At 64.1% G+C, this 25,823-nt stretch carries 17 protein-coding genes and 3 pseudogenes; 13 read left to right on the forward strand and 7 right to left on the reverse strand.

Translation table 11 applies throughout. From position 1 onward, the window contains the following. The 5 genes from JLDANKMP_RS19605 to JLDANKMP_RS19625 all read left to right on the forward strand — a co-directional run. Positions 1–1,473: polymorphic toxin type 43 domain-containing protein (locus JLDANKMP_RS19605; RefSeq protein ID WP_249337012.1), on the forward strand; the 1,473-nt coding region annotated here is incomplete at its 5' end. 44 nt (positions 1,474–1,517) lie between these two features. After that, complete coding sequence (locus tag JLDANKMP_RS19610) at positions 1,518–1,910, forward strand: hypothetical protein (protein ID WP_141098050.1); 393 nt, start codon at positions 1,518–1,520, stop codon at positions 1,908–1,910. A 217-nt stretch (positions 1,911–2,127) separates the two neighbouring features. Further along, the gene (locus JLDANKMP_RS19615) at positions 2,128–2,676 is read left to right on the forward strand and encodes a hypothetical protein (protein ID WP_099485108.1); all 549 of its coding nucleotides are present in this window, start codon (positions 2,128–2,130) and stop codon (positions 2,674–2,676) included. A 336-nt stretch (positions 2,677–3,012) separates the two neighbouring features. Continuing rightward, positions 3,013–3,564, forward strand: coding sequence for an HdeD family acid-resistance protein (locus JLDANKMP_RS19620; RefSeq protein ID WP_005414787.1), 552 nt, complete (start codon positions 3,013–3,015; stop codon positions 3,562–3,564). Next, positions 3,561–4,031 (forward strand): hypothetical protein, encoded by a 471-nt coding sequence (locus tag JLDANKMP_RS19625; protein ID WP_212561900.1) that lies wholly within the window; start codon positions 3,561–3,563, stop codon positions 4,029–4,031. Before JLDANKMP_RS19620 ends, JLDANKMP_RS19625 begins: the two co-directional genes overlap by 4 nt. A 197-nt stretch (positions 4,032–4,228) precedes the next feature. On the opposite strand, the gene JLDANKMP_RS19630 is transcribed toward JLDANKMP_RS19625, so the two are convergent. The 6 genes from JLDANKMP_RS19630 to JLDANKMP_RS19655 form a co-directional block, all read right to left on the reverse strand. Further along, positions 4,229–6,016 (reverse strand): MFS transporter, encoded by a 1,788-nt coding sequence (locus JLDANKMP_RS19630; protein WP_212561901.1) that lies wholly within the window; start codon positions 6,014–6,016, stop codon positions 4,229–4,231. 123 nt (positions 6,017–6,139) lie between these two features. After that, positions 6,140–7,267 (reverse strand): amidohydrolase family protein, encoded by a 1,128-nt coding sequence (locus JLDANKMP_RS19635; RefSeq protein ID WP_212561902.1) that lies wholly within the window; start codon positions 7,265–7,267, stop codon positions 6,140–6,142. Continuing rightward, a complete protein-coding gene (locus tag JLDANKMP_RS19640) occupies positions 7,264–8,040 on the reverse strand; it encodes a DeoR family transcriptional regulator (protein ID WP_005411502.1) in 777 nt (258 codons plus the stop codon). The genes JLDANKMP_RS19635 and JLDANKMP_RS19640 overlap by 4 nt, the downstream gene beginning before the upstream one ends. Positions 8,041–8,073: 33 nt before the next feature. Further along, complete coding sequence (locus tag JLDANKMP_RS19645; RefSeq protein ID WP_212561903.1) at positions 8,074–9,408, reverse strand: D-tagatose-bisphosphate aldolase, class II, non-catalytic subunit; 1,335 nt, start codon at positions 9,406–9,408, stop codon at positions 8,074–8,076. A 16-nt stretch (positions 9,409–9,424) separates the two neighbouring features. Beyond that, on the reverse strand, positions 9,425–10,363 hold the full coding sequence (locus JLDANKMP_RS19650) for an ROK family protein (protein ID WP_024958683.1): 939 nt from the start codon (positions 10,361–10,363) through the stop codon (positions 9,425–9,427). Continuing rightward, positions 10,356–11,510, reverse strand: coding sequence for an SIS domain-containing protein (locus tag JLDANKMP_RS19655; RefSeq protein WP_005411499.1), 1,155 nt, complete (start codon positions 11,508–11,510; stop codon positions 10,356–10,358). Before JLDANKMP_RS19655 ends, JLDANKMP_RS19650 begins: the two co-directional genes overlap by 8 nt. A 322-nt stretch (positions 11,511–11,832) precedes the next feature. Between JLDANKMP_RS19655 and JLDANKMP_RS19660 the strand changes: the two genes are divergently transcribed. The 8 genes and pseudogenes from JLDANKMP_RS19660 to JLDANKMP_RS19695 form a co-directional block, all read left to right on the forward strand. Further along, positions 11,833–15,186 carry a TIM-barrel domain-containing protein gene (locus tag JLDANKMP_RS19660; protein WP_212561904.1) on the forward strand — a complete coding sequence of 1,118 codons (3,354 nt, stop codon included), beginning with the start codon at positions 11,833–11,835 and terminating at the stop codon, positions 15,184–15,186. A gap of 133 nt (positions 15,187–15,319) precedes the next feature. Beyond that, the gene (locus tag JLDANKMP_RS19665; RefSeq protein ID WP_005414779.1) at positions 15,320–18,295 is read left to right on the forward strand and encodes a TonB-dependent receptor; all 2,976 of its coding nucleotides are present in this window, start codon (positions 15,320–15,322) and stop codon (positions 18,293–18,295) included. Between the two features lie 65 nt (positions 18,296–18,360). Then, complete coding sequence (locus tag JLDANKMP_RS19670) at positions 18,361–19,716, forward strand: Gfo/Idh/MocA family oxidoreductase (RefSeq protein WP_005411496.1); 1,356 nt, start codon at positions 18,361–18,363, stop codon at positions 19,714–19,716. A 317-nt stretch (positions 19,717–20,033) separates the two neighbouring features. Continuing rightward, positions 20,034–20,321, forward strand: coding sequence for a hypothetical protein (locus JLDANKMP_RS19675; protein WP_212561905.1), 288 nt, complete (start codon positions 20,034–20,036; stop codon positions 20,319–20,321). Next, positions 20,317–22,926, forward strand: a pseudogene (locus tag JLDANKMP_RS19680) (RHS repeat-associated core domain-containing protein); the annotation flags it as partial. The gene JLDANKMP_RS19675 and the pseudogene JLDANKMP_RS19680, both read left to right, overlap by 5 nt. Before the next feature lie 23 nt (positions 22,927–22,949). Beyond that, the gene (locus JLDANKMP_RS19685) at positions 22,950–23,225 is read left to right on the forward strand and encodes a hypothetical protein (protein WP_049418016.1); all 276 of its coding nucleotides are present in this window, start codon (positions 22,950–22,952) and stop codon (positions 23,223–23,225) included. 68 nt (positions 23,226–23,293) lie between these two features. Continuing rightward, positions 23,294–24,049, forward strand: a pseudogene (locus JLDANKMP_RS19690) (RHS repeat-associated core domain-containing protein); the annotation flags it as partial. A gap of 84 nt (positions 24,050–24,133) precedes the next feature. Then, a pseudogene (locus JLDANKMP_RS19695) lies at positions 24,134–24,523 on the forward strand (hypothetical protein); the annotation flags it as partial. 786 nt (positions 24,524–25,309) lie between these two features. On the opposite strand, the gene JLDANKMP_RS19700 reads toward JLDANKMP_RS19695, so the two are convergent. After that, positions 25,310–25,618 carry a hypothetical protein gene (locus JLDANKMP_RS19700; RefSeq protein WP_212561907.1) on the reverse strand — a complete coding sequence of 103 codons (309 nt, stop codon included), beginning with the start codon at positions 25,616–25,618 and terminating at the stop codon, positions 25,310–25,312. Between the last annotated feature and the right edge of the window lie 205 nt (positions 25,619–25,823).

The following is a 25,823-nucleotide window of genomic DNA, read 5'->3' on the forward strand; positions in this document are numbered from 1 at the left end:
GAGAGCGCTTTGGCCGGTCTTGATCGCACGGCCACCGGCTTTGATACCGACAGCGCACTGTCGGCCGTTGACCTGCGCAAGATGCAGGAGCGCGCCGAGGTGATGCAGCTGGGTGGGCAGCTGCTGTTCAAGGGTGTCGGCGACCTGGGCGGCTACCTGAGCCAGAAGGCGGAGACCGAAGAAGGCAAGGCGTTCTGGGCCGACGGCGGCAATGGCCGCGCGCTGCTGCACGGCATGGCCGGTGCAGCGATGGCCGCATTGGGTGGTGCGGATGCGCTGAACGGCGCGGTGAGTGCTGCCGGTGCGGAGAAGGCCAAGATCGCGATCTCGGAATTCCTCGAGAGCAACAAGGGCAACCTGAGCTGGGAGGACTACCAGTCGCTGATGGAAGTTGGCAGCGCGATGGTGGGCGGGGCTCTGGGTGGAAGCTCGGGTGCCAACATTGCCGTGACCGGGGATCGGTTCAATCGGCAGCTGCATCCGGATGAGGTGAAGTGGATCAACATGAATGCTGCCGCGTTCGCCGCCCAGGAAGGCATCAGCGAAGCAGAGGCGGTACGCAGGCTGACCACGGAAGGTGCTGCGCGTGTTGATGCAAAGGTCGCCCGATTGGTGGGCATCGAGAACGTTGATTTGGAAGCCACTGACTTCCTGAGCAAGATGGGCGGGGCATACGGGTTCGGCGCGACGGAGGCGGAATACAAAAACTTCAACCTCTATGGCAACGATCTGCTCAACGACGATGCACTGTACAGGCAGGTCATCGGATCCCTGCTGTCCTCCGGCGTATCCAAGGACGACATGCAGCTCAAATTCTATGATCTGAACAACCTGCGCGGAACGAAGATCCGGGGAGGTGACGGCTGGACGATGATGGGGACCTTCAGTGGCGACATTGGCGCCGCTGGTACCGTGATCGCCAGCGTAGCCAAGGGCGACGGCAACGGTGCTGCCATCGGCGCAGCGTCGTTCCTGATCCCGGTGCGGTTGCCTGGAGCGAAGATCGTTGGTGAAGTGGGTGCGGAGATCGCCGGGGCCGCGACCAAGCAGGGTGTGCTCAAAACTGAGGAGATCCTGAAGTCGGTGCAGAATGCAGCGGCTGAGACGACTGAGCGAGCAGTTAAGAGTAGTCCGAGCTGGAAGGGATCTGGCCCGGTAGATGGTGTTCTAGCCTTGGAGCCGGGCTCTGTATCGTCTACAGCAATCCAAAACTATTTCCCTGGCACAAGAAGTAAGGCGATCGAGTTTGTTTTCGATCCGAAAACAAACAAATTTGCAGTGGGTAAGCCTAAGGCGAATCTGGGCGGCTCCCCTCATGAGCAGCTGGGCGCTAGTATTGGTGGGAACCCCCAGGAACTAGTAGGGGGCATGTTCTCCAGGGGGAAGAATGGCGAGATAATAACCAACGAGCATAGCGGGCACTACTGGATGAACTGGAGTCCGGAGGCCGCGCTCAGTTTGAACAGGCAATGAAAAATTATGGGGTTGAGATTAAGCATGGTGCTGGAATGTAATTTATGAATATTCCGCCGGAGAGAAAATTCCTGGGTAACGGTCTCGTCATTTTTAGTGACGGGATGGGGGTGTGGCGACTTGAGGGGCCATCAGTATCATTTTCCCTTGAGGGAAAGGAGGCGCTCAGGCGTGCGATTACTCTTCTTGAGTTTCCATTTGAAAATGTAATTTCGGATTTGGGTCGGAATTTCCCATATCCTCTCTTGGTTCAAATTGGCTTGAATCATGACTCTGACTACTGGATAGGGTTGGCGCTTTCTTGGGTTCCATTCTTGGCTAAGCAAGACGTTGAACTAATTATCGATGACTTGAATTCTGTTGCCTTCGACAAAAAAGTTTCACAGAAAAATAGGGTCATGGCTAAGAGGGAAATAACAAGGGTGAGAAACATGTAGAAGCTAGGGATCCTCTGAACAATTCCGCCCCTGGTCTGGCGCGATCACTTTTGCGGCCCGCTGCGCATCTGACGGGACGGAAAATCAATGACGTACAGCGCAGCGACACCCGTCCATCAGCTTTCAATGGCCCGTCTCGGGATTTGTTCAGGGCATCCCTAGCGGCCGCGGCAGCGTCAACATCGACCAGCAGAAGGTCGAGAGCCACCTGCGCAGCGTGCAGGAACAGAGCGGCATCGTTGCCGGCAGTGGTGGCTTCAACATCACCGTAGGCGGCAATACGCACCTGGAAGGCGGTGTGATCGGCAGCACCGCCGATGCCTCGAAGAACCGCCTGGATACCGGCAGCCTGACCGTTGTCGACATCGAGAACGAATCCCGCGCCAAGACCAGTGGCGGTGGCATCGGCAAGATGGTCGGATGGTATATATTCAAGAGAGTACAGGTACCGTTGTCTTTAGAAATCCAAACGGTGGAGAAGGAATCGCGTTCCAGCCTGAGAACTGGAAAGGCTATATCTCCACTCTCCCGACTCAATCAGTTCCATACTGAGAGTTCAATGAAATTAGATAGAATTAACGATGCGGACCTTATTCTGTACCTAAACTCCCGAGAGCTTGAGCTGGTTCTATCATGCATTCGAGAGTCATTTGCAACATTGAATGGGAAGGAGTATGAACTGAGGGTTGGAGTTCCAATTGATGAGGCTGTAAAGATGGCCGTTGAGCTAAAGGATATTATGGAGCGTGAGGGGTTGGGTGGGTAATTGAGATAATTTGGTCCCTCGGGTCATGCGGTGAATGTAGCGGTGCAGGACACACCGGGGGCGACCCGCAGAGCAGACTTGCATCGCAGGACTGAGCTGGCCTGGACAGTGCGAAGAGGAATGACAGCAGCACCACCAGTACTCACATTGCCGCCGGCCGGGTGGTTGCGGAGTCCAAATGAAGGTCGAAGCAGGCCTTGATCTAACGACCGCGGTACTTGACGCTCATATCCCTGGGCACGTCGATCCAAGACTAAGCCGATCCAGAACCACCGTGATCCCCCTCTTCATCACAACGGGCTACGATGAACCCGATTCCGGATCGAAGGAGTGGCCATGAATTCCCCCTTGTCTCCCCTGTTGTCGGCAATCGGCCGTAGCTGGTGGATCCTCCTGCTGTATGGCCTGGTCGCTCTCGGCTTCGGCATCATCGCCATCGGCTGGCCCTTGTCGGCGGCCATGGCATTGGCCTGGACGCTGGGCGTGATGGCCATCATCGAGGGCGTCATCAGCCTGTTCGCATTGATCAATGGCGGCAGCGGCGCGTCCCGCGGCTGGCTGGCGCTGTACGCCCTCGCCTCGCTGGGCTTCGGTATCCTGGCGGTGATCAATCCGCTGGCCACCGCCAGCGTGCTGGTGCTGTTCCTGGCGGCGTGGCTGCTGGTGGCCGGCATCTATCGCATCGTATTCGCGATCCGCGTGCGCAAGCAGATCCAGGGCGAATGGTTGCTGATCCTCAGCGGCGTGCTGGCGGTGGTGCTGGGCCTGTTGTTTGCGGCCAACCCGTATGCCGGCGTGGCGGTCACCACGCTGTGGATCGGTATCGGCAGCCTGCTGTACGGCCTGCTGCAGGTGCTGGTGGCATTCAAGCTGCGGAAGCTGAAGTGAGAACGACGCTTCCGCTGTTGCTGGGCGTGGCCTTGACCCTGGCCGGCTGCATGCCGGGCGCCACGCCCGGTGGCTTGGCAGGGAAGGATCACGTGCCGCGCCCTGGCGTGGATGTGCGCCTGAGCGCGGTGGACGCCTCCGGCAAAGGCAAGCCGGCGCAATGGCAAGGCGAAACCCTGGCCCTGCGCGAGCCGTCGATTGCCGACAGTGCAGATATCGCCGATGTGCGCTATGTGCTGGACGCGGGCCAGGAGCCCGGCCTGCAGATCCGGTATCGGCCAGAAGCACGCCAACGCATCCACAATGGCACGGCGGCGCTGGTGGGGCAACGAGCGGCGATCAGCGTGGATGGTCGCGTGCTGATGGTGGCGACGGTGAAAGGCCCGTTCGGTGAATCCATGATGCTGAGCGGGCTGCCGAGCATTGCCGAGGCACAGGAGATTGCCAGGCACATCACCGGGAAATGATGGGAGGCGGTAGAGTCGACTGTTAGTCGACTCACGCGCGTAGCGCGGCGTTCCTGGTGTTGGAGCGAAGAGCAGTCGACCAACAGTCGACTCTACCCGATCTGCGTGCCACACCCATCGGCGTGCCGTAGCGTCATCGGCGTGCCATACCCCGTTGGCATGTCATGGGGTATGGCCGACGCCAGGTGCAGGCGCTGTCAGCCCCGCTTTCCCGCGAACCGTGCCTCGATCTCCTCCAGCGACTTGCCCTTGGTCTCCGGCAGCCAGAACGCGGCTACCAGGAAGAACACGAAGGTGCAGGCCGCCCAGAACACGAACATGCTGGCGTAGCCGTAGTGGCCCACCGTGGGCAGGAATATGGCGGCGATGGTGGTGGACACGAACTGGTTGATCAGCAGTGCGATGCTCATGCCGTTGGAGCGGATGCGGTTCGGCATCAGCTCCGACAGTGCCAGCCACACGCACACGCCGGGGCCGACCGCGAAGAACGCGACGAACACCAGGATGCAGGCGGCCACGGCCCAGCCGTGTGCCGGTGGCGGCACCGGGCCGATGCGCGCCTGTTCGATGCGCAGCGGCGCCTGCGCGGCACTGGCCGGGTCGGCGAACGGGTTCAGATGCAGCTTGCGGAAGAACGCACCAATCACACTGTCGGGCTGCACAGTGCCGGCGCGCTCGATGCGCAGCTCGCGATCGGTCAGGTTGTCGCTGCGCAGTGCGCGCACGTTGGTGAAATCACCGTAGGCATAGGAGACGGTCAGCTGCATCGGCCGCCCTTCGCGGTCGATCCCCGCGCCCAGGCGCTGCCACTGCGCGTCATCCAGAACCAGTTGCAGGCCATCGCCGCTGACCGCCGCCTGCAGCTGCGGTTGCACATCGGCGCGGCCACGCTCGGCCTGGAAGAACAGCGCGGCCGCGGCCAGCAGGGCCACGCAGATGCCACCACTGCCGAGCATCAGCAGGAACTTGCGGCCCTTGCGGTCGACCAGCAGCAACGCGACCACGGTCATCACCGCATTGAGCAGCTTGATCGCCACGTCGGCGCCGTTGGCCACTGAACCGGACAGGCCGGCCTGGTTGAGGATGTTCACCGCGTAGGCCAGCACCGAATTGATGCCGGTAGCCTGGGTGCAGGCCAGCACCACGCAGGCGAGCAGGAACGGCACCACGTAGCGGCGGCTGAGCAGTGGATCGCGCTTGCCGTCGCTGCTGCTCGATTCCGGCGCCTGGATCTGGGCCAGCGTGGGCTCGACATCTGCGGCGGGCAGGACGCGCTGGAGGCTGCGGCGGGCTTCATCGATGCGGCCGCGGCGTACCAGCCAGCGTGGCGATTCGGACAGCCAGAAGATGCCGGCGCAGAACAGCAGGCCTGGCGCCAGGCAGGTCCAGAAGATGGTGCGCCAGGCGTGGTCCTTCACTGTGAACAGTTCCTGCGCCTGCTGCGCGACCGGCAGCGAACGCACGGCTTCGGCGGCGGCATCCACGGCGTGAGCGTGGTACAGGCCGATCAGGGCTGCCAGCACCAGGCCAACGGTCAGCAGCAGCTGGAACATCGCCGCACCGCGCCCACGTCGCTCGGGGCTGAGCACTTCGGCCAGGTACAGTGGAATCACTACGCCGATCAAACCGCCACTGATGCCCTGCAGCAGGCGTCCCAGCAGCAGCGGCGTGTAGCCGGAGGCCAGTGCCATGATCGGAATCGAGGCAGTGAACAGCAGGCCGGCCAGCAGCATCGCGCCGCGGCGGCCGATCAGGTCGGCAACCATGCCGGCGAACAGCGAGGACAGCACGCTGCCCAGCAGTACCGCTGCCACCACGAAGCCGAGCTGCTGGCTGCTGAGCTGCCAGGCGTGGCTGGCCGTTGCTTCAAGATAGGGCAGGGCGCCGGCGATGATGCCGATGTCGATGCCGTACAGCAGGCCACCCAGGCCGCCGATGAAGAGCAGGTAGCGTACGGGCCAGCGCGGAGCGGTGCGTGCAGTCATCGGCATATCCCAGGAGGTGTTTCGGTGCGGATTGCTTTCTGTAGAGTCGAGCCGTGCTCGACTGACCGCGCATGGCGCGGCAGAGCAGTCGAGCATGGCTCGACTCTACAAAGGCGCGGTGCGTCAGGCTGGTGTTGCGTTCAAATCGACCACGCGCCCACCCACCACCACCTGCTGCAGGCGCAGTTCGGCGTCCAGCGCTACCAGGTCGGCGCGGGCGTCGGGCGCGATGCGGCCGCGATCGCCCAGGCCCAGGTAGTCGGCGGGGAAGGTGGAAACACGCTGCGAGGCATCGGCCAGCTCCAGGCCCACACGCACCAGGTTGCGCAGCGCCTGGTCCATGGTCAGCGCGCTGCCGGCCAGCGAACCCGTGGCCAGGCGCACGCAGCCGCCGCACTTGTGCACGCGCTGCTCGCCCAGTGCGTACTCACCATCGGGCATGCCGGTGGCGGCGGTGGCGTCGGTCACCGCGTACAGGCGTGGGATCGCGCGCGCGGCCAGGCGGATCACGCCGGGATGGATGTGCTGGAGGTCGGGAATGATCTCGGCGTACTGCGCATGCGCGAGTGCCGCCGCCGCGATGCCCGGGCGATAGTGATCGACGCCGGTCATGCCGTTGAACAGATGGGTGAAGCCGGAGGCACCGGCCTGCAGCGCAGCAACACCTTCTTCGTAGGTACCGGCGCTGTGGCCGAGCTGCACGCGGATGCCCATTGCCGAAAGCGCGGGAATCAGCGCGGTGTGCTCGCCGATTTCCGGCGCCAGCGTCATCACCCGGATCGGCGCCAGCGCGTGCAGCTGCTGTACCAGCGCCAGCGTCGCCTCGATGGTCCGGTTGGGCTGCGCACCCAGCCGCTGCGGGCTGATGAACGGCCCCTCCAGATGCACGCCGGCAATACAGGCGGCCTCGGCGTCGGGTGCCGCCATGGTGGCGGCCACGCCATGCAGCGCGTGCTCGATCTCATCCAGGCCAGCGGTCATGGTGGTCGCCAGCAGCGTGGTGGTACCGAAGCGCAGATGGGTGCGGGCGATGGTGCGCGCCACGTCGCCGCCCTGCATCAGGTCCACCCCTGCAGCGCCGTGCACATGCAGGTCGATGAAGCCGGGCAGGATCACCGGCAGCTGCAGATCGTCAGCGCCGCTGTGGTCGTCCACCTGCAGCTGGCGCACGTGGGAATCGAAGTGGACGTGGCCACGCCGCCAACCCAGCGGGGTGAGGATGCGGCCATGCAGGGAGCGGGTGTCGGTCATGTGGCGGGCTCGGCGATGATCACTTCGATGCCCAGCCGCTGCAGGCCCTCGCGGGAGACGTCGTCGATGCCGGCATCGGTGATGATGGTGTGGATCTGATCCAGCAGGGCGATGCGGTGCAGGCTGACGCGCCCGAACTTGGAGGCGTCGGTCAGCACCACGATACGGCGTGCACGCTCGACCATGCGATGGTTGAGGCGGGCTTCGGCTTCGTCATGGGTGGTCAACCCGAACTGCAGGTCCAGGCCATCCACGCCCAGGAACAGCGTGTCGAAGCTGTAGGAGTTGAGGCTGGCTTCGGCCTGGCTGCCCTGCAGCGACAGCGACTGCTGGCGCAACAGGCCGCCGGTCAGCAGCACGTTGATGCCGGCCGCGTTGGCCAGTTCCCAGGCGATGTTCAGCCCGTTGGTCATCACCGTCACGTCGCGCTGCGTGCGCAGGTGGCGGGCCAGGGTCATCGTGGTCGAGCCGGAGTCGATGATGATGTTGTCACCAGGCCGTACCAGGCGCGCGGCACACGCGCCGATCGATTCCTTCAGCGGCAGGTTCAGTGCGTCCTTTTCGTGGATGTCCTGTTCCTGCGGCGGCGTGCGCACCAGCGTGGCGCCACCGTGGGTACGGTTGGCCAGGCCCTGCGATTCGAAATGGGTCAGGTCGGCACGGATGGTCACCGCCGACACGCCGAAGCGCTCGACCAGATCGGCCACCTGCACCGAGCCGTGCTCGATCAGCAGCTGCAGGATCTGTTGCCGGCGGGAGCGGGTGTTGCGCATGGCCATTCTCGGTGTCGCGGGGAAAGGTAGAGATTAGCCGTTCGAAGCAACGGCGGCAGCCGAACCTGCGTGGTGAGTGCGGGTTCCGGCCTGGTTGGCGCTGCAGGCACGGGCGTACTCACCCAGGCACAGGCCGATACGGTGCTGCACCAGTGCGGTGGGGGTGTTGGCCAGGGTGCCTTCGCGCACGGCGCGGTACTGTTCCGGCAGGTACTGGCTGAGCAGCACCAGCGGCGGCGCGTGCTGTTCCAGGTTGGCGAACAGGGTCTGCACCGCCTGTACCAGCGCCGGCTCGCCCCAGTAGTAGCGGCAGCGGTCGCTGAAGGAGTAACTGCGCAGCAGGCGCAGCGCTGCCTCATCGCCCTGGTAGTAGGACTGCCAGTACTTCGGCTGCGCCACCATCACCTCGTCCAGCACCTGCGGCAGGCGCGAGCATTGTGCGGCCGGCAGCAGTTCTGCCTCGATCGCGGCCAGCGCGAACAGCGCTTCGCGGTAGGCGAAGGTCGCCGCCGGGCCGACCTTGAGGATGGCGAAGTGGTCGCGCACCAGCGCGTGCAGGCCGCTTTCGCGCTGGTAGTCGGTGGAGTGCGCCTCGAACACGATGCGTGGCTGCTGTTCCAGGAAGTCGGCCAGCGTGCTGGCGGCGGCCGGGTCGTATTCGTGCACGCTGCTGTGGTCGAAGTCGACGCCCGGCTGCACCACCATCGCGATCACGCGCTGCCACGCATCACGCAGCTGCGGCGTGTCGAACGCCTGCTGGTGGATGGCCAGGGTCTGCGCGGCGGCGGCCGGCGTGGTCACCTGCAGGCCCTCGGCAAGCGAGGCTTCTCCACCGGGAATCGGCACCTCGGTACCGATCACGTAGACCGGCGGCGGCAGGCCGTGTTCGGCGGCGGTGCGTTCGGCGATCTCGGCCAGCTCGGCCGAGCGTGCGGCAACGATGGCATCGGGCAGCGGCACCGGGTCATCGGCGCAGGACATGCTGCAGTCGAGATGGATCTTGTGGAAACCGGCGGCGACGTAGGCTTCGATCAGCACGCGCGCGTGGGTCATCGCTTCGGCAGCCGGGCGCTTCTGCCAGGCATTCGGGCCAAGGTGGTCACCGCCGAGGATCAGCCGCTCGCGCGGGAAGCCTTCCTCATCGGCCAGGGTACCGACGTAGTCGCGGTACTGCGGCGGGGTCATGCCGGTATAACCGCCGAACTGATCGACCTGGTTGGAGGTGGCCTCGACCAGCAGCACGGTGCCGTGTGCCAGCGCCACGTGCATGGCCGCGCGCAGCACCTGCTCGTTGCTGCAGCAGACGCTGTACAGGCCGACGTTGGCACCGGCGCGGTGGGAGGCAAGCAGGGTCTGCAACGGGGACATGGTCAGGCTCCGGACATCAAGAAAACGAGGGTTGGCAGGCGAGCAGGGCGGCACCACGTGCGCCACCGGCATCGCCGAAGCGCGGCGGCACGATCGGCGGTACCTGCACGCCGTTGAACAGATGGGCAGCGATGGCCGACGGCAGCTGCTGGTACAGCGGCGCGTACTGCGAGAGACCACCGCCGAGCACGATCACGTGCGGGTCCAGCGCCAGCACCAGCGCGGCCAGGCTGTGGCCAAGCAGATCGCGGTGGATGTCCAACGCCTTGCGCGCACGTGCATCGCCGGCTTCGGCCAGGGCGATCACGGCGCTGGCGTCGGCGGCGCTGCCACCGAGGTGGCGCTCGATCATCGCCACACCGCTGCCGGACACATAGCGCTCCACGCAGCCCTGCAGGCCGCAGCCGCAGTCCAGCAGCGGCAGGCCGTGGCGCTGCAGCAGGTGGCCGGGCACGCTCCAGTGGCCCCATTCGCCGGCCAGGCCGTTGAAGCCGGACAGCAGCCGGCCGTGCAGGCAGAAGCCGCCGCCGGCACCAGTGCCGAGGATGGCGCCGAACATGCTGGGGTAGCCGTCAGCCGCGCCGCCGTGCGCTTCAGACAGGGCAAAGCACTGCAGATCGTTGCCGAAGTGGAGCGGGCGCTGCAGGCGTGCCTGCAGATCCTGCGCCACGCATTGGCCGGTCAGTGCAGGCACGTTCGCGCTGAGCTGGCGGCCGCTGCGGCGGTCACGCACGCCGGGCAGGGCGATGCCGATGGCCGCATCGCTGCGGCCGAGGGCGGCGTCCGCCTCGGCCACCAGCGCCACCACCGCCTGCAGGAAGCCGTCGTAGTCACCCTGTGGGGTGGCCACGCGGCGGCGCCAGGTGACCTGCATCGCCGCATCGCACGCCACCAGCTCGATCTTGGTGCCGCCGATGTCGATGCCGTAGCAGGCGTGGGCGATCAGCTCAGCCATGGTGGATGGTGACGCCCTTGACGACGCGGTTGACGGTGCCATCCGGGAACGGGTTGTCCGGGGTCAGGCCAAGCGCGGCCGAGCGCTGCAGCGCGAACAGCTGCGCGAAGCCCAGCCACACCGGCGCCAGCCACGGGTCGTCCAGTGCCGGCACGGTGAGGGTGTATTCGTCATCGGCGCCGATGTCCGAATGCGGGCCGATCGCCAGCACCTGGCCGGCCACGCCGTCGCGGCGCAGTTCTTCCAGCAGGTCCTGTTCGTAGCGGCGCGCCAGCGGCTGCACGCTGCGCAGCACCACCACCAGGGTGTTGCCATCCAGCGTCGACTTCGGCCCATGACGGAAGCCCAGCGGGGTGTTGGCCAGCGCCAGCACGCGGCCAGCGGTCAGCTCCAGCACCTTCAGCGCGCACTCGCGTGCCAGTGCTTCCAGCGGGCCGCTGCCGAGGTAGATGATGCGGTTGAACGGGCGCTGCGCCAGCGCCGCCACCGGTGCGTCCCACTGCGCCTGGCCTTCGCGGGCCAGCGCGGCGATCTGCTTCAGGCGCGCCACGCGCGCATCCCACGGCGAACGATCGAACACGGTCAGCGCGGCCAGCAGCATGCAGGTCAGGCTGCTGGTCATGGCGAAGGCGCGGTCGCAGCTGGCCGACGGCATCAGCAGGGTGCAGGTATCGGCACGGCCGGCCCCACGGCGGGCCAGTTCGCCATCGGCGTTGCAGGTGATGTCGAGGAAGCGCGCGTCATCCACGTCGCTGCGCACGCGGTCAACCGCCGCCACGCTTTCCGGGCTGGAACCGCTGCGGCCGAACGAGACCAGCAGGGTCGGGCGGTCGCGCTGCAGGTACAGCGCCGGGTGGGTCAGCAGGCTGGTGGTGTGCACCACGCGCACATCGGCTGGCCACTGCGCGTTGATCGCGTCGGCCACCATTTCGGCGATGAAGCCGGAGCTGCCGGCGCCGGTGAACAGCACGCGCTGGTTGGGATCGTTGAGGCTGTCGCCGAGGAAGGCCTGCAGGCGGTCGCGGGCACGCGACAGGTCCTGTGCAAGGGCTTCCCACAGCGCAGGCTGCTGGGCGATTTCGGTAGCGGTATCGGCTCCGCCAAGGCGCTGCCAGGCGGACACATCGGAAAGCAGGGTGACGTCCATTCGGAGGTTCCAGTTGGGCCAGCGCACCATCTGTGTTTTCTTTCGAAATGTCAAATAGCGAAAGTAAAAAGAAAGAAAATGTGACGCCGACTTCGCTCTGCCCGGAGCACGTCGGAAAACGCAAGAATCCGCCGAATGCCGTATCGCACAATGCTTAACAGGCGCCTGCAAGCGATTACACAAAGTATTGCGTCGCAACAACTTTCGTTTTAATGGAATATATCTTCCTTTTTCCTTTCAATTTGTTGACATCTTTCGAATCGCTGCCCTAGAGTCGGCCCAATCGCTTTCGAAACGCCCGGTGAACGGGTTGGGAGTCCGCGTGGAAAACTGCGTTCGTCGCTCGCCGCTGATGCTGGCCCTGTTGCCGGCATTGATGCTGGCGTCCATGCCGGCCCAGGCCGAGCCGGTCGGCAACCTGCGTTCGGTTGCCGCCAGCGGCGACGGCGTGCAGGGCTGGGACCTGCAGACCGACAAGGGCGCGCGCATCCGCATCGAACTGCCGGCCACCGACATCATCCGCGTGCAGGCCGGCCGCAACGGCACGCTGACCGGTGCCGGCGACAAGGCCGCACCGATCGTGCTGCCGCAGCCCAAGGCGAACGTGAAGGCGCAGCTGGAAGAAGACGCACAGGAAATCCGCGTGCGCACCGATGCACTGGTCCTGCATGTACAGCGGCAGCCGCTGCGCATGCGCCTGGAACGCCTGGACAACGGCCAGCCCACCGCGCTGTGGCAGGAACTGCAGCCGCTGGACCTGGATGCCACGCAGAGCGTGCAGGTGCTGTCCTCGCAGGCTGATGAGGGCTACTTCGGTGGCGGCCAGCAGAACGGCCGTTACCAGTTCAAGGGCCGCGAGCTGGACGTGTCCTACTCCGGCGGCTGGGAAGAGGGCGACCGCCCCAGCCCTGCACCGATGCTGCTTAGCAGCCGTGGCTGGGGCATGCTGCGCAACACCTGGAGCGATGGCAGCTACGATCTGCGCGAGGCCGACCAGGCCACGCTGCTGCACCGCGAAGACCGCTTCGATGCCTATTACTTCGTCGGCGCCGACCTGCCTAAACTGATCGAGCGCTACACCCAGCTGACCGGCCGCCCGAACATGGTCGCGCGCTGGGCGCTGTCCTACGGCGATGCCGATTGCTACAACGACGGTGACAATGCCAAGAAGCCCGGCACCGTGCCCGAAGGCTGGAGTGACGGCCCGACCGGCACCACGCCGGATGTGATCGACTCGGTGGCCAAGCAGTACCGCGCCCACGACATGCCCGGTGGCTGGATCCTGCCCAACGATGGCTACGGCTGCGGTTACAAGAAGCTGCCGGAAACCGTGCAGGGCTTGGCCAAGTACGGCTTCCGCACCGGTCTGTGGACCGAGAACGGCGTCGACAAGATCGCCTGGGAAGTGGGCAAGGCCGGCAGCCGCGTGCAGAAGCTGGACGTGGCCTGGACCGGCAAGGGCTACCAGTTCGCGATGGACGCCAACCGCCAGGCGTTCAACGGCATCCTCGACAATTCCGATTCGCGCCCGTTCCTGTGGACGGTGATGGGCTGGGCCGGCATCCAGCGCTACGCCGTAGCGTGGACCGGCGACCAGAGCAGCAGCTGGGATTACATCCGCTGGCACGTGCCAACCCTGGTCGGTTCGGGCCTGTCCGGCATGGCCTACGCCAGTGGCGATGTGGATGCGATCTTCGGCGGCAGCGCCGAAACCTTCACCCGCGACCTGCAGTGGAAAGCCTTCACCCCGGTGCTGATGGGCATGAGCGGCTGGTCGTCGAACGCACGCAAGCACCCGTGGTGGTACGACGAGCCCTATCGCAGCATCAACCGCGATTACCTGAAGTTGAAGATGCGCCTGACCCCGTACATGTACGGGCTGGTGCACGAGGCCGCGCAGACCGGTGCACCGCCGGTGCGCGGCCTGATGTGGGACAACCCGCGCGACCCGCATGCGCAGGATGAAACCTACAAGTACCAGTTCCTGCTTGGCCGCGACCTGCTGGTGGCGCCGGTGTACCGCAGCCAGGCCGCCAGCCGTGGCTGGCGCCGCGACATCCACCTGCCGGCCGGCGGCTGGATCGACTACTGGGATGGCCGCCGCGTGCAGGCCGGCGCCGACGGCCGCCAGCTCGACCGCCAGGTGGACCTGGCCACGTTGCCGGTGTTCGTGCGTGCCGGTGCGATCCTGCCGATGTACCCGTCGATGCTGTTCGACGGCGAGAAGCCGCTGGATGAAGTGACGTTCGACCTGTACCCGCAGGGCGAGTCGCAGTACACGCTGTACGAAGACGATGGCAACACGCGCCGCTACCAGCAGGGTGAGTCGAGCACGCAGGTAATCCGCGTGCAGGCGCCGGCGCAGGGCAGTGGCCCGGTGCAGGTGCAGATCGATCCGGTGCAGGGCCAGTACAACGGCCAGCTGGCGCAGCGTCGTTATTGCCTGCGCGTGCTCAGCCGCCAGGCGCCGCGTGCGGTGCAGGCCGGTGGCCGCGCGTTGCCGGCGCTGGCCGATGCGGCGGCGTTCAACGGTGCGGCTGAAGGCTGGTACTTCGATGCCAAGGAGCGCCGTGGCACGCTGCACGTGCGTACCGCTACCCAGGACATCCGCCAGCCGCTGCAACTGCAGCTGGACTTCGCGGTGGCCGCTGCGGCCGCCGACGATGCCTATCCGGCCGCGCCGGTGCTGGGCCGCGAACTGCCGGCCGACAGCCTGCTGGTGGTCAACCGCCCGGCCGAAGAGCCTGGCCATGCGCTGGAAAATGCCTTCGACGACGATCCGGCCACCTGGTTCCGCAGTGTGCGCAACCAGGCCGTGCGCACCGGTGCGCATGAGTGGGTGATCGGCTTCGGTGAGCGCAGGATGATCGACGGCATCGACATCGCGCCGCGCAACGACAAGAACTGGAAGCACGGCCAGGTGCGCGACTACGAGGTGTACCTGGGCGACAGCAATGGCGAGTGGGGCGAGCCGATCGCACGTGGCCGCCTGCAGTTGAAGGAGGGCGTGCAGCGCATCGCGTTCCCGGCCCATGCCGGGCGCCTGCTGCGCTTCCGCGTGCTGAGCGTGCAGAACCCCGAAGGCGACGGCGCCAGCAGCACCGACCCGATGGTCACCGCCGCACAGGGCAGCGCCCGCGCATTCGATGCACTGCAGCCACGCGACGTCGGCCCGATCGCCTTGTCCACCTTCCACATCCTTGAACACCAGGAACCGGAGCGACCGGCCCGGCAGCGCTATCTCTCCGAGCTGCCGGTGCCGGCCGCGCTGGCCAGCCAGGTGCGCACCGACCAGTCCTTCCGTGGCGACGCCGGCATGCGCATGAACGGCCTGCAGTTCCGCCGTGGCCTGGGCGTCGGCGCCAACAGCCGCATCGACCTGCACCTGCAGGGCGGCTGGCACCTGCTGCGTGCCGACCTCGGCATCGACGACGCCTGCCGCACCGCCGGTGGCCTGCAGTTCCAGGTCTGGGGTGACAACCGCCTGTTGTATGACAGCGGCCTGGTGAAGGCACCCGGCGTGGTCAAGCCGGAGCTGGACATCCGAGGCCTTTCCACCCTGAGCCTGCGCACGCTGGGTGCGCAGGGCAGTCAACCCGCCCAGGTCTGCGCCAACTGGGCCAATGCCGTACTGATCGGCCAGGAGGGCGACTCCGCCAGCATCGTCGCCCCATGACCCCCTCGTAACACCGCTCCTCCCCCCGCCCATTCCGACTACGGCCCTCGTGGCCGTGGCCCGGGAGCGTTTTGCCCGCCGAACGCCCACGCGCTCACTTATTGCGCTGCACCCCTGCCAGGAGAGAACCCCGATGTTGCCCGCCCGCCACCACCGCCCCCCCTGTCGTTCGATCGCTCCGCTGTCGCTGGCCATCGCCGGCGTGCTGCTTTCGGTCGCCGTTCCTGCCTTCGCCCAGGAGAGCAAGGACAAGGCCACCGACCTGGCCCGCATCGAGGTCACCGGTTCCAACATCCGCCGCACCGACGTGGAAACCGCCTCGCCGGTGCAGGTGATCAGCAAGCAGGACATCCAGAACATGGGTGCGCGCACGCTGCTGCAGGTGCTCGACAATCTGCCGGCCGCCCGCCCGGCGCAGCAGGACGCGCGTTCGCTGTTCACCGGTTCCGATGGTGCCTCGCAGGCCAACCTGCGCGGCCTGGGTGCCCAGGGCACGCTGGTGCTGCTGAACGGTCGCCGCCTGTCGTACTACGGTGCACCGGCCGGCTTCCAGACCCAGTTCGTCAACATCGATGCGATTCCGGCCGCAGCCATCGAGCGCATGGAAGTGCTGACCGACGGCGCCTCGGCGGTGTACGGCACCGACGCGGTGGCCGGCGTGATCAACGTGATCACCAAGCGCAACTTCCAGGGGGCCGAGGTCAGCTTCACCAACGACACCTCTTCGCGCATCGACTCCTACGGCGAACGCCAGGCCAGCATCACCGCCGGCTTCGGTGACCTGGCCGAGAACCGCTTCAACATCTACGGCGCGGTGAACATGTACCGCCGCGACGCGATCCCGCTGAGCGATTTCTACGACAAGCGGCCCGACCAGTACTACGTCAACAATCCGAACTACCTCAACAACCTGCGCCTGGGCGTGGGCAGCAAGCCGGGTGAATTCAATCCGGGCACTTACTTCGCCTTCGATCCAGTCACCGGCCGCCGTGTGCAGGAAGCTGCGCCGGGTTGCAGGAACGTGCTGACCAGTGAAGCGGCCGGTCCGCGTTGCGTCTGGGAAACCTGGATGAACAACGAGATCGACGCCGGTGCCAAGTCCGAGCGCAACACCGCCTACCTCAACGGCACCTTCCTGGTCGGTGACAGCACCGAGATCTTCGCCGAGGCGACCTACACCGACATCGACCTGCGCGCCAACGGCGGCACGCCGCGCACCTACGGCACCACCACCGGCAACCCGACCAGCTGGTTCTCGCGCAATACCGGCAACACCGTCAACCAGTTCCTGTACCCGTTCCTGGGCCCGAACAACGAGTACAACCACGCCAGCCCGCAGATGAAGGCGATGATGGGCGGTGTGGTCGGCCTGAATTACCTGCTGCAGGATGCCGGCCCGAACTATTTCGGCCAGCGCAATACCGACAAGAGCTACCGCGTGCTGGCCGGTGCGCGTGGCAACCGGGGCGACTGGAACTGGGAAACCGCGTTCGCCAGCGCCGGCACCCACTCCACCACCTACCAGACGATCAACGTCAACACCAAGGGCTTCGAGAAGGCCTTCGGCCCGTACACGATCGATCCGGGCACCGGCCGCGTGATCATCTCCGACCATCCGGCGTACAAGTTCGGCGAGATCAGCGAAGCCAACGCCGCGCTGATCCGTGAAGCGTTCCCGACCTTCGACATCCAGTCGTGGACCCGCCTGCACACCCTCGACGGCAAGATCGAAGGCCCGCTGTTCCAGCTGCCGGCCGGCGAGATGCGTGCGGCATTCGGCTTCAACGCCAGCCGCGAAACCTTCTACACTCCGGGCAACGCCGACGCCGCCAACGGTCTGATCACCCAGCAGGGCGGTTCCTGGTTCGACGGCAAGCGCAACACCTACGCGCTGTTTGCCGAAACCGTGGCGCCGATCACCGACAAGCTGGAACTGGATGCGGCGGTGCGCGTGGACAAGTACCCGAACTTCAGTGCCAACGTGGCACCGAAGATCGGCTTCAAGTACCAGGCGTTCGACCAGCTGATGCTGCGCGGTACCTACTCCACCGGCTTCCGTGCACCGAGCCTGGCCGAGTCCGGCAATGGCGGCGTGTTCGCCCAGCTGGGCGGCTTCCGCGACGAGCTGCGCTGCAACGAGACCAACGCCATCGCGAACCTGTTGCTGAAGTCGCAGCGGCCGGGTGATGTCGACCTGGGCAAGAACATGCTGAACGTCGACTGCAGCCGCACCGTTGCGCGCATGACCCAGCCGAACAAGGACCTGAAGCCGGAGAAGGCGAAGATCGCCACCCTCGGCTTCGTCTACGAGCCGGCGAGCTGGCTGTCGGTGTCGGCCGACTACTGGTTCATCTACCGCAACAACGAAATCGTCGCGCCGGACTATCGCCGCATGGAAGACATCATCTCGATGTCGCGCTCGCCGATCACCGACAGCGACCGCGCCAACCTGGCGCAGCTGGCGGCCATGTGTGCCGACCCGGCCAGTGGCGTGAGCTGCCCGTCGGTGCTGCCGGGCTATTCGGCCGGCAACGTGGCCAGCGTGGTGGGCCAGTACAAGAACCGAGGCAAGACCCTGATCGACGGCTTCGACATCGATGCGCGCAGCCGCTTCTCGCTGGGCGACTGGGGCAACCTGAACATCGGCCTGGCCGCCACCATCGCCAACCGCAACCGCTTCTACATGGACGCGGAGAACGGCTGGTACTACGGCGACGTGGTCGGCTACTACAACAACCCGCGCCTGCGTGCCACGCTCAATGCCGACTGGACCTACAAGCAGGTCACCACCAGCATGTTCGTCAACTACGTGGGCGGCACCAAGTGGGCCACCGACCAGGTTGATGAGGTGAGCAACAACAAGGAAACCTGCACCGGCGGCTACCTGGCCCTGCAGAAGAGCAAGTGCGATGGTGCGCCGTCGTGGTGGACTGCCAACATGAGCGTCACCTGGCGCCCGGATGACGCGTGGAACCTGAGCTTCACCGTCAAGAACCTGTTCAACCGCCTGCCGTTCTACGATCCGAACAGCTTCCTGGGTGACTCCAGTGACTACGCCACCATCTTCGGTCGTGGTTACAGTGTGACCATCGGCTACCGTTTCAAGTAATTCCGTTTGCGTGACCCGGCGGGCCGGCTACGGCCGGCTCGCTGCCAAGAGGAGAGATGTTTGCCATGAAGCGTAGGGAATTCATCGCGGCCAGTGCCGCTGTCGCCGCCAGCAGCCTGCTGCCGCAGACCCCGGCGTGGGCACGCGGGCGCAAAGTGCGCCTGGCCATGATCGGTACCGGCATGCGTGGCCTTGTGCTGCTGAAGGAGCTGGTGCGCCGCGACGATGTCGAGGTGGTCGCGCTGTGCGACATCGAACCGATCATGCTCGGCCGTGCCATGGACATGGTGGCCAAGGCCGGCAAGCCGGCCCCGAAGACCTACGGCCAGGACCGCGATACCAACGCCTGGAAGCGCCTGCTGGAACAGAAGGGCATCGATGGCGTGATCATCGCCACGCCGTGGGAGTACCACGCACCGATGGCGATCGCCGCCATGCAGGCCGGCGTGGCCGTGGGCTGCGAAGTGGTGGCCGGCATCACCCTGCAGGACCACTGGGACGTGCTGAAGACCCAGCTGAGCACCGGTACCCCTTACATGCTGCTGGAGAACGTCTGCTACCGCCGCGACGTGATGGCCGCGCTGCAGATGGTGCGACAGGGCCTGTTCGGCGAGCTGGTGCATCTGCAGGCCGGCTACCAGCATGACCTGCGCGGGGTGAAGTTCAATTCCGGCGACCCGAACCAGCCCTACGACAGCGGCGTGGAATTCGGCCCCAAGGGCTGGAGCGAAGCACGCTGGCGCACCGAGCATTCGGTGGAGCGCAACGGCGAGTTGTATCCCAGCCACGGCATCGGCCCATGCGCGATGTACACCGGCATCAACCGTGGCAACCGCTTCACCCACATCAACGCTTTCGCGACCAAGGCGCGTGGCCTGCACGAATACACCGTTGCCAAGAGTGGCGGCACCACCCACCCCAGCACCAAGGTGAAGTTCAAGCTGGGCGACATCGTGACCACCACGCTGGCCTGCGAGAACGGTGAGACCATCCTGCTGCAGCACGACACTTCGCTGCCGCGCCCGTACTCGATGGGCTTCCGCGTGCAGGGCACCAAGGGCCTGTGGATGGACGTGAACCATTCGATCCACATCGAAGGCCGCAGCCCGCCGCACCAGTGGGAAGAGTTCAAGAAGTACCAGGACGAGTACGAGCACCCGCTGTGGAAGCAGAATGCCGACACCGCCGCGAGTGCAGGGCATGGTGGTATGGACTGGTTCGTCATCCATGCCTTTGTTGAAGCGCTGAAGGCCAAGGCGCCGATGCCGATCGACATCTACGACGCGGTGACCTGGAGTGCCATTACACCGTTGAGCGAGCAGTCGATCGCCAACAGCTTCCAGACCCTGGAGTTCCCGGACTTTACTGCCGGCGCGTGGAAGCAGCGCAAGCCGATCTTTGCGTTTGATGGGAAGTACTGAGATTTACCCCTTCCATGCGGTGACGGAAACGCCGGGCGATGCCCGGCGTTTCTGTTTCTGGGGCATTCGCCTTGTAGAGCCGAGCCCACGCTTGGCTGCATTTGCGACACGCCCCCCCCCCCGCATCAGAAAGTTCTGAAATTCGACTCATTCCACAGTTTTTTGACTTGAATGTGTAAACCACATCGGAGATAACGTCCCCATGCGGCCACGCCGCATTCCGGACCAGGGACGATCCGAAGCATGACGTCAGGAGGCTGCTGCCCCCACGTTCTCGTTCCCGCCGGCGCTGTGTCCGTCCAGGAAGGAGAACAGGGATGTTGAAGGCAAACTCTGGCACTTCGCTCATCAGTCTGGCGCTGTTCGTGTTGGCGTGCTCGACGTCCAGCGTGCAGGCGCAGGAGATCGAGAAGAAATGGGAAAGCTACTTCTCGATGGGAGAGCCCCGTTCCACGGAGGCGGCTGTCCAGAAAGACATACGGGCCTTCTTCGCCGAGTATGAGGTCGACAAGCCTTTCGTTTGGGAGGTCAAGCGCCAGAGGGCCCTTCCTAACAAGACGATCTATGACTATCGCGTCAAGCCCGAGAAGATCGTCACCACGTAAGGGCGACCTGCGCAGCGTGACCAATGCGCTGGGCCAGACGGTCGAGACTCTGGCCTACGACGCGTTCGGGCGGCCGTTGTCGGTCAAGGACGCCAACGGCGTGGTGACTGATTACACCTACCATCCCCGCGGCTGGCCGACCTCGATCACCGTGCGCGGCGCGACCACGACCGAGGATCGGGTGACCCAGATCAGCTACTGGCCGACCGGCCAGGTGCAACAGGTCACCGAGCCTGACGGCAGCAGCGTTACCTATGTCTACGACGCCGCCCAGCGGCTGACGGATATCGCCGACAACGCCGGCAACACCATTCACTACACGCTGGACAACGCCGGCAACCGCCTCAAGGAAGACACGCTGGATACTGGCGGCACGCTGCGTCGCACCCTGGCGCGGACGTTCAACACGCTTGGCCAGCTGACCGCGCTGAAGGATGCGGGCAACCACGCCACCGGCTTTGCCTACGATGCCAACGGCAACCCGCAGACGATCACCGACGCACTGCAGCGCGTGACCAGCCAGCAGTACGACCCGCTCAACCGCCTGGCGCAGACCCTGCAGGACGTCGGCGGCGTCGCGGCGGAGATCCGCAGTCAGTACAACGCGCTGGACCAGGTCACCCGGGTCACCGACCCGAAGGGCCTGCATACCACCTACGCCTACAACGGTTTCGGTGATCTGACCGGCCAGGTCAGCCCGGACAGTGGCGCCAGCAGCTTCACCGTGGACGCCGCCGGCAACCGCAAGACGGCCGCCGATGCGCGTGGCGTCACTGCCACCTATCACTACGATGTACTCAACCGCCTGATCGGCGTTGCCTATCCGGATCCCAATCTGGACGTGGGCTACAACTACGACGTGGCGCCAGCGGTCTGTGCCGCCGACGAGCGCTTTGCCAAGGGACGCCTGGGGCAGGTGTTGCATGCCAACGGCAGCACCCAGTACTGCCACGACCGCTTCGGCCAGGTCACCCGTAAAGTGCAGACGATCAATGGTGTCGCCAGCACGCTGCGCTACGCCTACAGCAAGTCGGGCCGTCTGACTGCGTTGACCTACCCCGACGGCAGCGTGGCCGACTACGTGCGTGATATCCAGGGCCCCATCAGCCAGATCGGCCTGACCCGGCCCGGCCAGGCGCGCCAGATCGTGGTGAACAACGTGACCTACGCGGCCTTCGGTCCGGCGACAGGCTGGACCTACGGCAATGGCCGCCAACTGCAGCGTCCGTTGGACCTGGACTATCGACCGCAAGCGGTGCACGACCCGGCCGCGGGCGGCCTGTCGCTGGGCTACGGCTATGACCCGGTCGGTTCGATCACCGAGCTGAAGAACGGCACAGGCTCAACGGTACTCGCCAAGTACGCCTACGACGCGCTGGGTCGCCTGACCCAGACCCAGGACGGCGCGACTGGCACGCCGATTGAAACCTATGCGTATGACGCCACCGGCAATCGCACCGCGCTGACCACTTCGGCGGGCACTGCCAGCTACACCTATCCCGCAACCAGCCACCGGCTGACCGCCGTGGACGGCGAAGCGCGCAACCATGACGCGGCGGGCAACACCACCAGCATCGGCAGCAAGACGTTCACCTACAGCGATGCCAATCGCATGAACGCGGTGAAGCAGGGTAATGCCGCACTGGAGAGCTACGGTTACAACCATCGCGGCGAGCGCGTGCTGCGCAGCCCGGCCGGTGGCGCTGCTCAGATCACCCTGTATGACGAAGCAGGGCAATGGCTGGGCAACTACTCGGCCACGGGCCAGGCGCAGCAGCAGGCCATCTGGCTGGACAACTATCCGGTAGCGCTGATCAATGTGCCGGCCACCGGCGTGCCTGAACTGGCCTACGTGCAGCCGGATCATTTGGGCACACCGCGCGTGGTGATCGATCCGGTACGGAATGTCTCGATCTGGGAGTGGAGCAACAAGAGTGAGGTGTTCGGCAACCAGATTCCGAGTGCCGATCCCGATGGCGATGGTGTGGCGTTCGAGCTGGCGTTGCGCTTCCCCGGCCAGCAGGCGACGGATTCGAGTGGGTTGTTCTACAACTACCAGCGCGAGTACGACCCGGCGGTGGGGCGGTATTCGCAGAGTGATCCAATTGGGTTGGATGGGGGAATCTCAACCTTCAGTTACGCGGATCTCACTCCACAGGCTAAAGCGGACCCGCTCGGATTGGCGACATGGACTGGAACCATGACGTTTGCGGGCACTGGCGTAGGGATTGTAGGTGGTGTGGGTGGTGCAAGACTGACCCTTACGTCCGAATGTCTCAATGGCCGTCAGGCGTCCGTCGAACTCGGCTTTGCTGGGGTTGGCGTCGGCACTGGATCTCCCATCTCCGTCACCGTCTCTAATGTCACTCTCACTGGAGGCAACCTGATGTATGTCGATCCAAGCGAATTGCTCGGAGCTTCTTCCATTCTTTCGTTGGGAGCAGCGGCCGGTGGTGGGGGGCTCTCTGTCAACCCTGAGGATTGGCGATGTATCTTCATTTGGAATTGGGGGCAGGGGGGTTGGGATGCCTCGGCGAGCTACCTGATTGGGCGAAGCAGATTCATGGGGAATGGAGTTACCTGGAGCGACTGCGAATGTCATTAGAATCAGTTTTTGAAGCCCTTTGCATGCTCGCTATCGCAACGTTGTTGATAGCTTTCGTTTCGCGAATTTTTCTGGTTTGGGAGTTAAGGAGAAATTCCCCTGAACTGTGGGACACCCTTGGCAGACCTGCGATCCTGGAGCGAGATCATTTCTTAACCAAGTATCCGATCTGCGGATGGAAGCGGGTTCATAACGGCGCATCAGGAGTGCGCAAGTTGTTCCTCTTGGTGTTCTGGTTCTCGTTCCTTGTGTATCTCATATCGCTGATTCCCCTGATCGTGATCTGGATTATGCGCTGATCCTCTTCCGTTGGTCTGAAGCCATTGCGCTATGCTCTGTCCCGCGGGCCAATTACGATTGCGACACGCTGGGCCGCCTGACCCAGACCCAGGACGGCGCGACTGGCACGCCGATCGAAACCTACGCGTATGACGCCACCGGTAATCGCGCTTCGCTGACCACTTCGGCGGGCACTGCCAGCTACACCTATCCCGCAACCAGCCATCGCCTTGCCGCCGTGGATGGCGAAGCGCGCAACCATGATGCAGCGGGCAACACCAACAGCATCGGTAGCAAGGCGTTCACCTACAACGATGCCAACCGCATGAACGCGGTGAAGCAGGGCGATGCCGTGCTGGAAAGCTACGGTTACAACCATCGCGGCGAGCGCGTGCTGCGTACTCCAGCCGGTGGCGCAGCTCAGATCACCCTGTATAACGAAGCAGGGCAGTGGCTGGGCAACTACTCGGCCACGGGGCAGGCGCAGCAGCAGGCCATCTGGCTGGATAACTACCCGGTGGCGCTGATCAACGAGCCGGGCACCGGCGTGCCGGAACTTGCCTACGTCCAACCAGATCATCTGAGTACGCCGCGTGTGGTGATTGATCCGGTGAGTGATGTCGCGATCTGGGAGTGGAACAACAAGAGCGAGGTGTTCGGCAACCAGATTCCGAGTGTCGACCCGGATGGCGACGGTGTGGCGTTCGAACTGGCGCTTCGCTTCCCGGGCCAGCAGGCGACGGATGCGAGTGGGTTGTTCTACAACTACCAGCGGGAATACGACCCGGCGGTGGGGCGGTATTCGCAGAGTGATCCGATCGGTTTGAGAGGCGGAGCTTCAATCTAAGCGTACACAGGAAATGATCCGTTAGACTTTGTCGATCCATTAGGACTTCTCCGCTATCACTCGTGGGTCAGCAAGAAGTACCCCGCGACGACGGAATTCTTGAATGGAACGAAAGATCGAATGACCAGTCGCAAATATGATGGATTCCAGCGATACGGAAACATCGGACAGGGGCATCTTGATCAGCTTCTATCGAAATGCGATGGGCCAGTCATTACGCCAAAATACATGAGGCATGACGATGGTAGTTACGCGCCTGGCTCGGGTGAGATATTTATTCATGAGACCTATTTTGACCGCTTCGAATCGGGTGACCGAAGCCCAGAACTCCTGCAGAAGCTGGAAAGAACACTGGAGCACGAGTTGGTTAACTTCTCGGGGTACTTCTGGAACAAAAATCAGTACAAGGGCGAGGAGGGTTGGAGCTATGAAGAGTATGTCTATGGGATCAGAAGGCCTACTTCACACTAACCTCTTTCGCGTTGGCTTGTGCTTGATAATTGCATTTACCCTATTTGGATGCGCAAAGTCATCCAGTGAAAGAGGTGCTCCGTGTAGTCATGATCCGGTGGCAATCATCCAGGCGGCATCCTCGGATTCAGCGCTTTCTGCATACGGAGGAGATGGATGGGGATCTTCACGGATGAACGTTCTATGGGATGGCGATGAATCGTCATCTTCATTGCCATTGTGCGAAGCCAACGGCGGGAGATTTCAGTTCGTAAAGTCGTCGTCATATGATCGCACTTCGCCATTCATTGCCATTGAGAAGTTGTACTTTGATGACGATGCTGCTTTCATGGAAATCGGATTCCCTCCGACAGGAAAGAACGCAGATGTGTTCTTGAGAAAAGAAGAAGGAGTATGGCGGGTCAAGAAGACACATCTATGGGAGAACTAGCCCCATCCACATCGGGGTCTCTACGTTTGCTCCGTCTGCCCTAGCATCCCGTGCGTCGGACCCGAGCTGATTCTTCTCGAACGCCACCTTCATGATCGCCATTGTTCGGTAGCACACGCCGCATGTGCGGCGTGTGTTCCATAACATCCGCATCGGGCCTACTTTAATCAGCAGGCCACAGCGCAGCCACCCGGTCCGCCCACCAGCTCGGTATCCGACTGGATCACGGGGGGCGTGTGGCGTGCGGCAGCTCTCACTGGACGAGAACACTGGTGGGGCCAAGGGACTCAACAGGAAGCAATCAGTACCCATACTCAACTGAACGCCGTGCTCTCCCAGGTATCCTCGCCCCCTGGTCAGACTGCGACGGCAGTCAGTGCAGTAGCATCCAAGTATCTTGTGCACGACTGAGCCGCGCTGCCTCGGGTTTCGGTGTAAGTATCGTCTTCGGCATGCAGCCACAGCCCGCTGCGATCGAAGGCATCGGCCCGCGTACTTTCAGCGTTTGGCACCAGATAAGGACGTTTGGCGTCATACTCGATGCCCGTGGAGAAGTACCGCAGCGCACTCCCGCCCAGGATCGCACCGTAGTCGGCTAGGGCCAGCGTTCCGTTGTCAGTGCCGGGTAGATCACGTGTTAGGCCGGTTACCTCGATGCTGCCCATGCGCTGCATCGCCGAGCCGGGTCGGTCGCGCGCCCCACGCGGCAACCACGCCCCATCCAAGCACCGCTTCCTCACTGGCGTGGTACTTCTCCGACAGACCATAGATGCACACGAACGGGCTGCTCAGGCTTAGGGAATTGCGTGGGCCGGTGTCGAGCCATAGGCAAAGAAGGATGCCATCAAGCTCGCCATTCAGTACCGGCGC

Source organism: Stenotrophomonas sp. PE591, from assembly GCF_018320795.1.
Taxonomy (GTDB): domain Bacteria; phylum Pseudomonadota; class Gammaproteobacteria; order Xanthomonadales; family Xanthomonadaceae; genus Stenotrophomonas; species Stenotrophomonas maltophilia.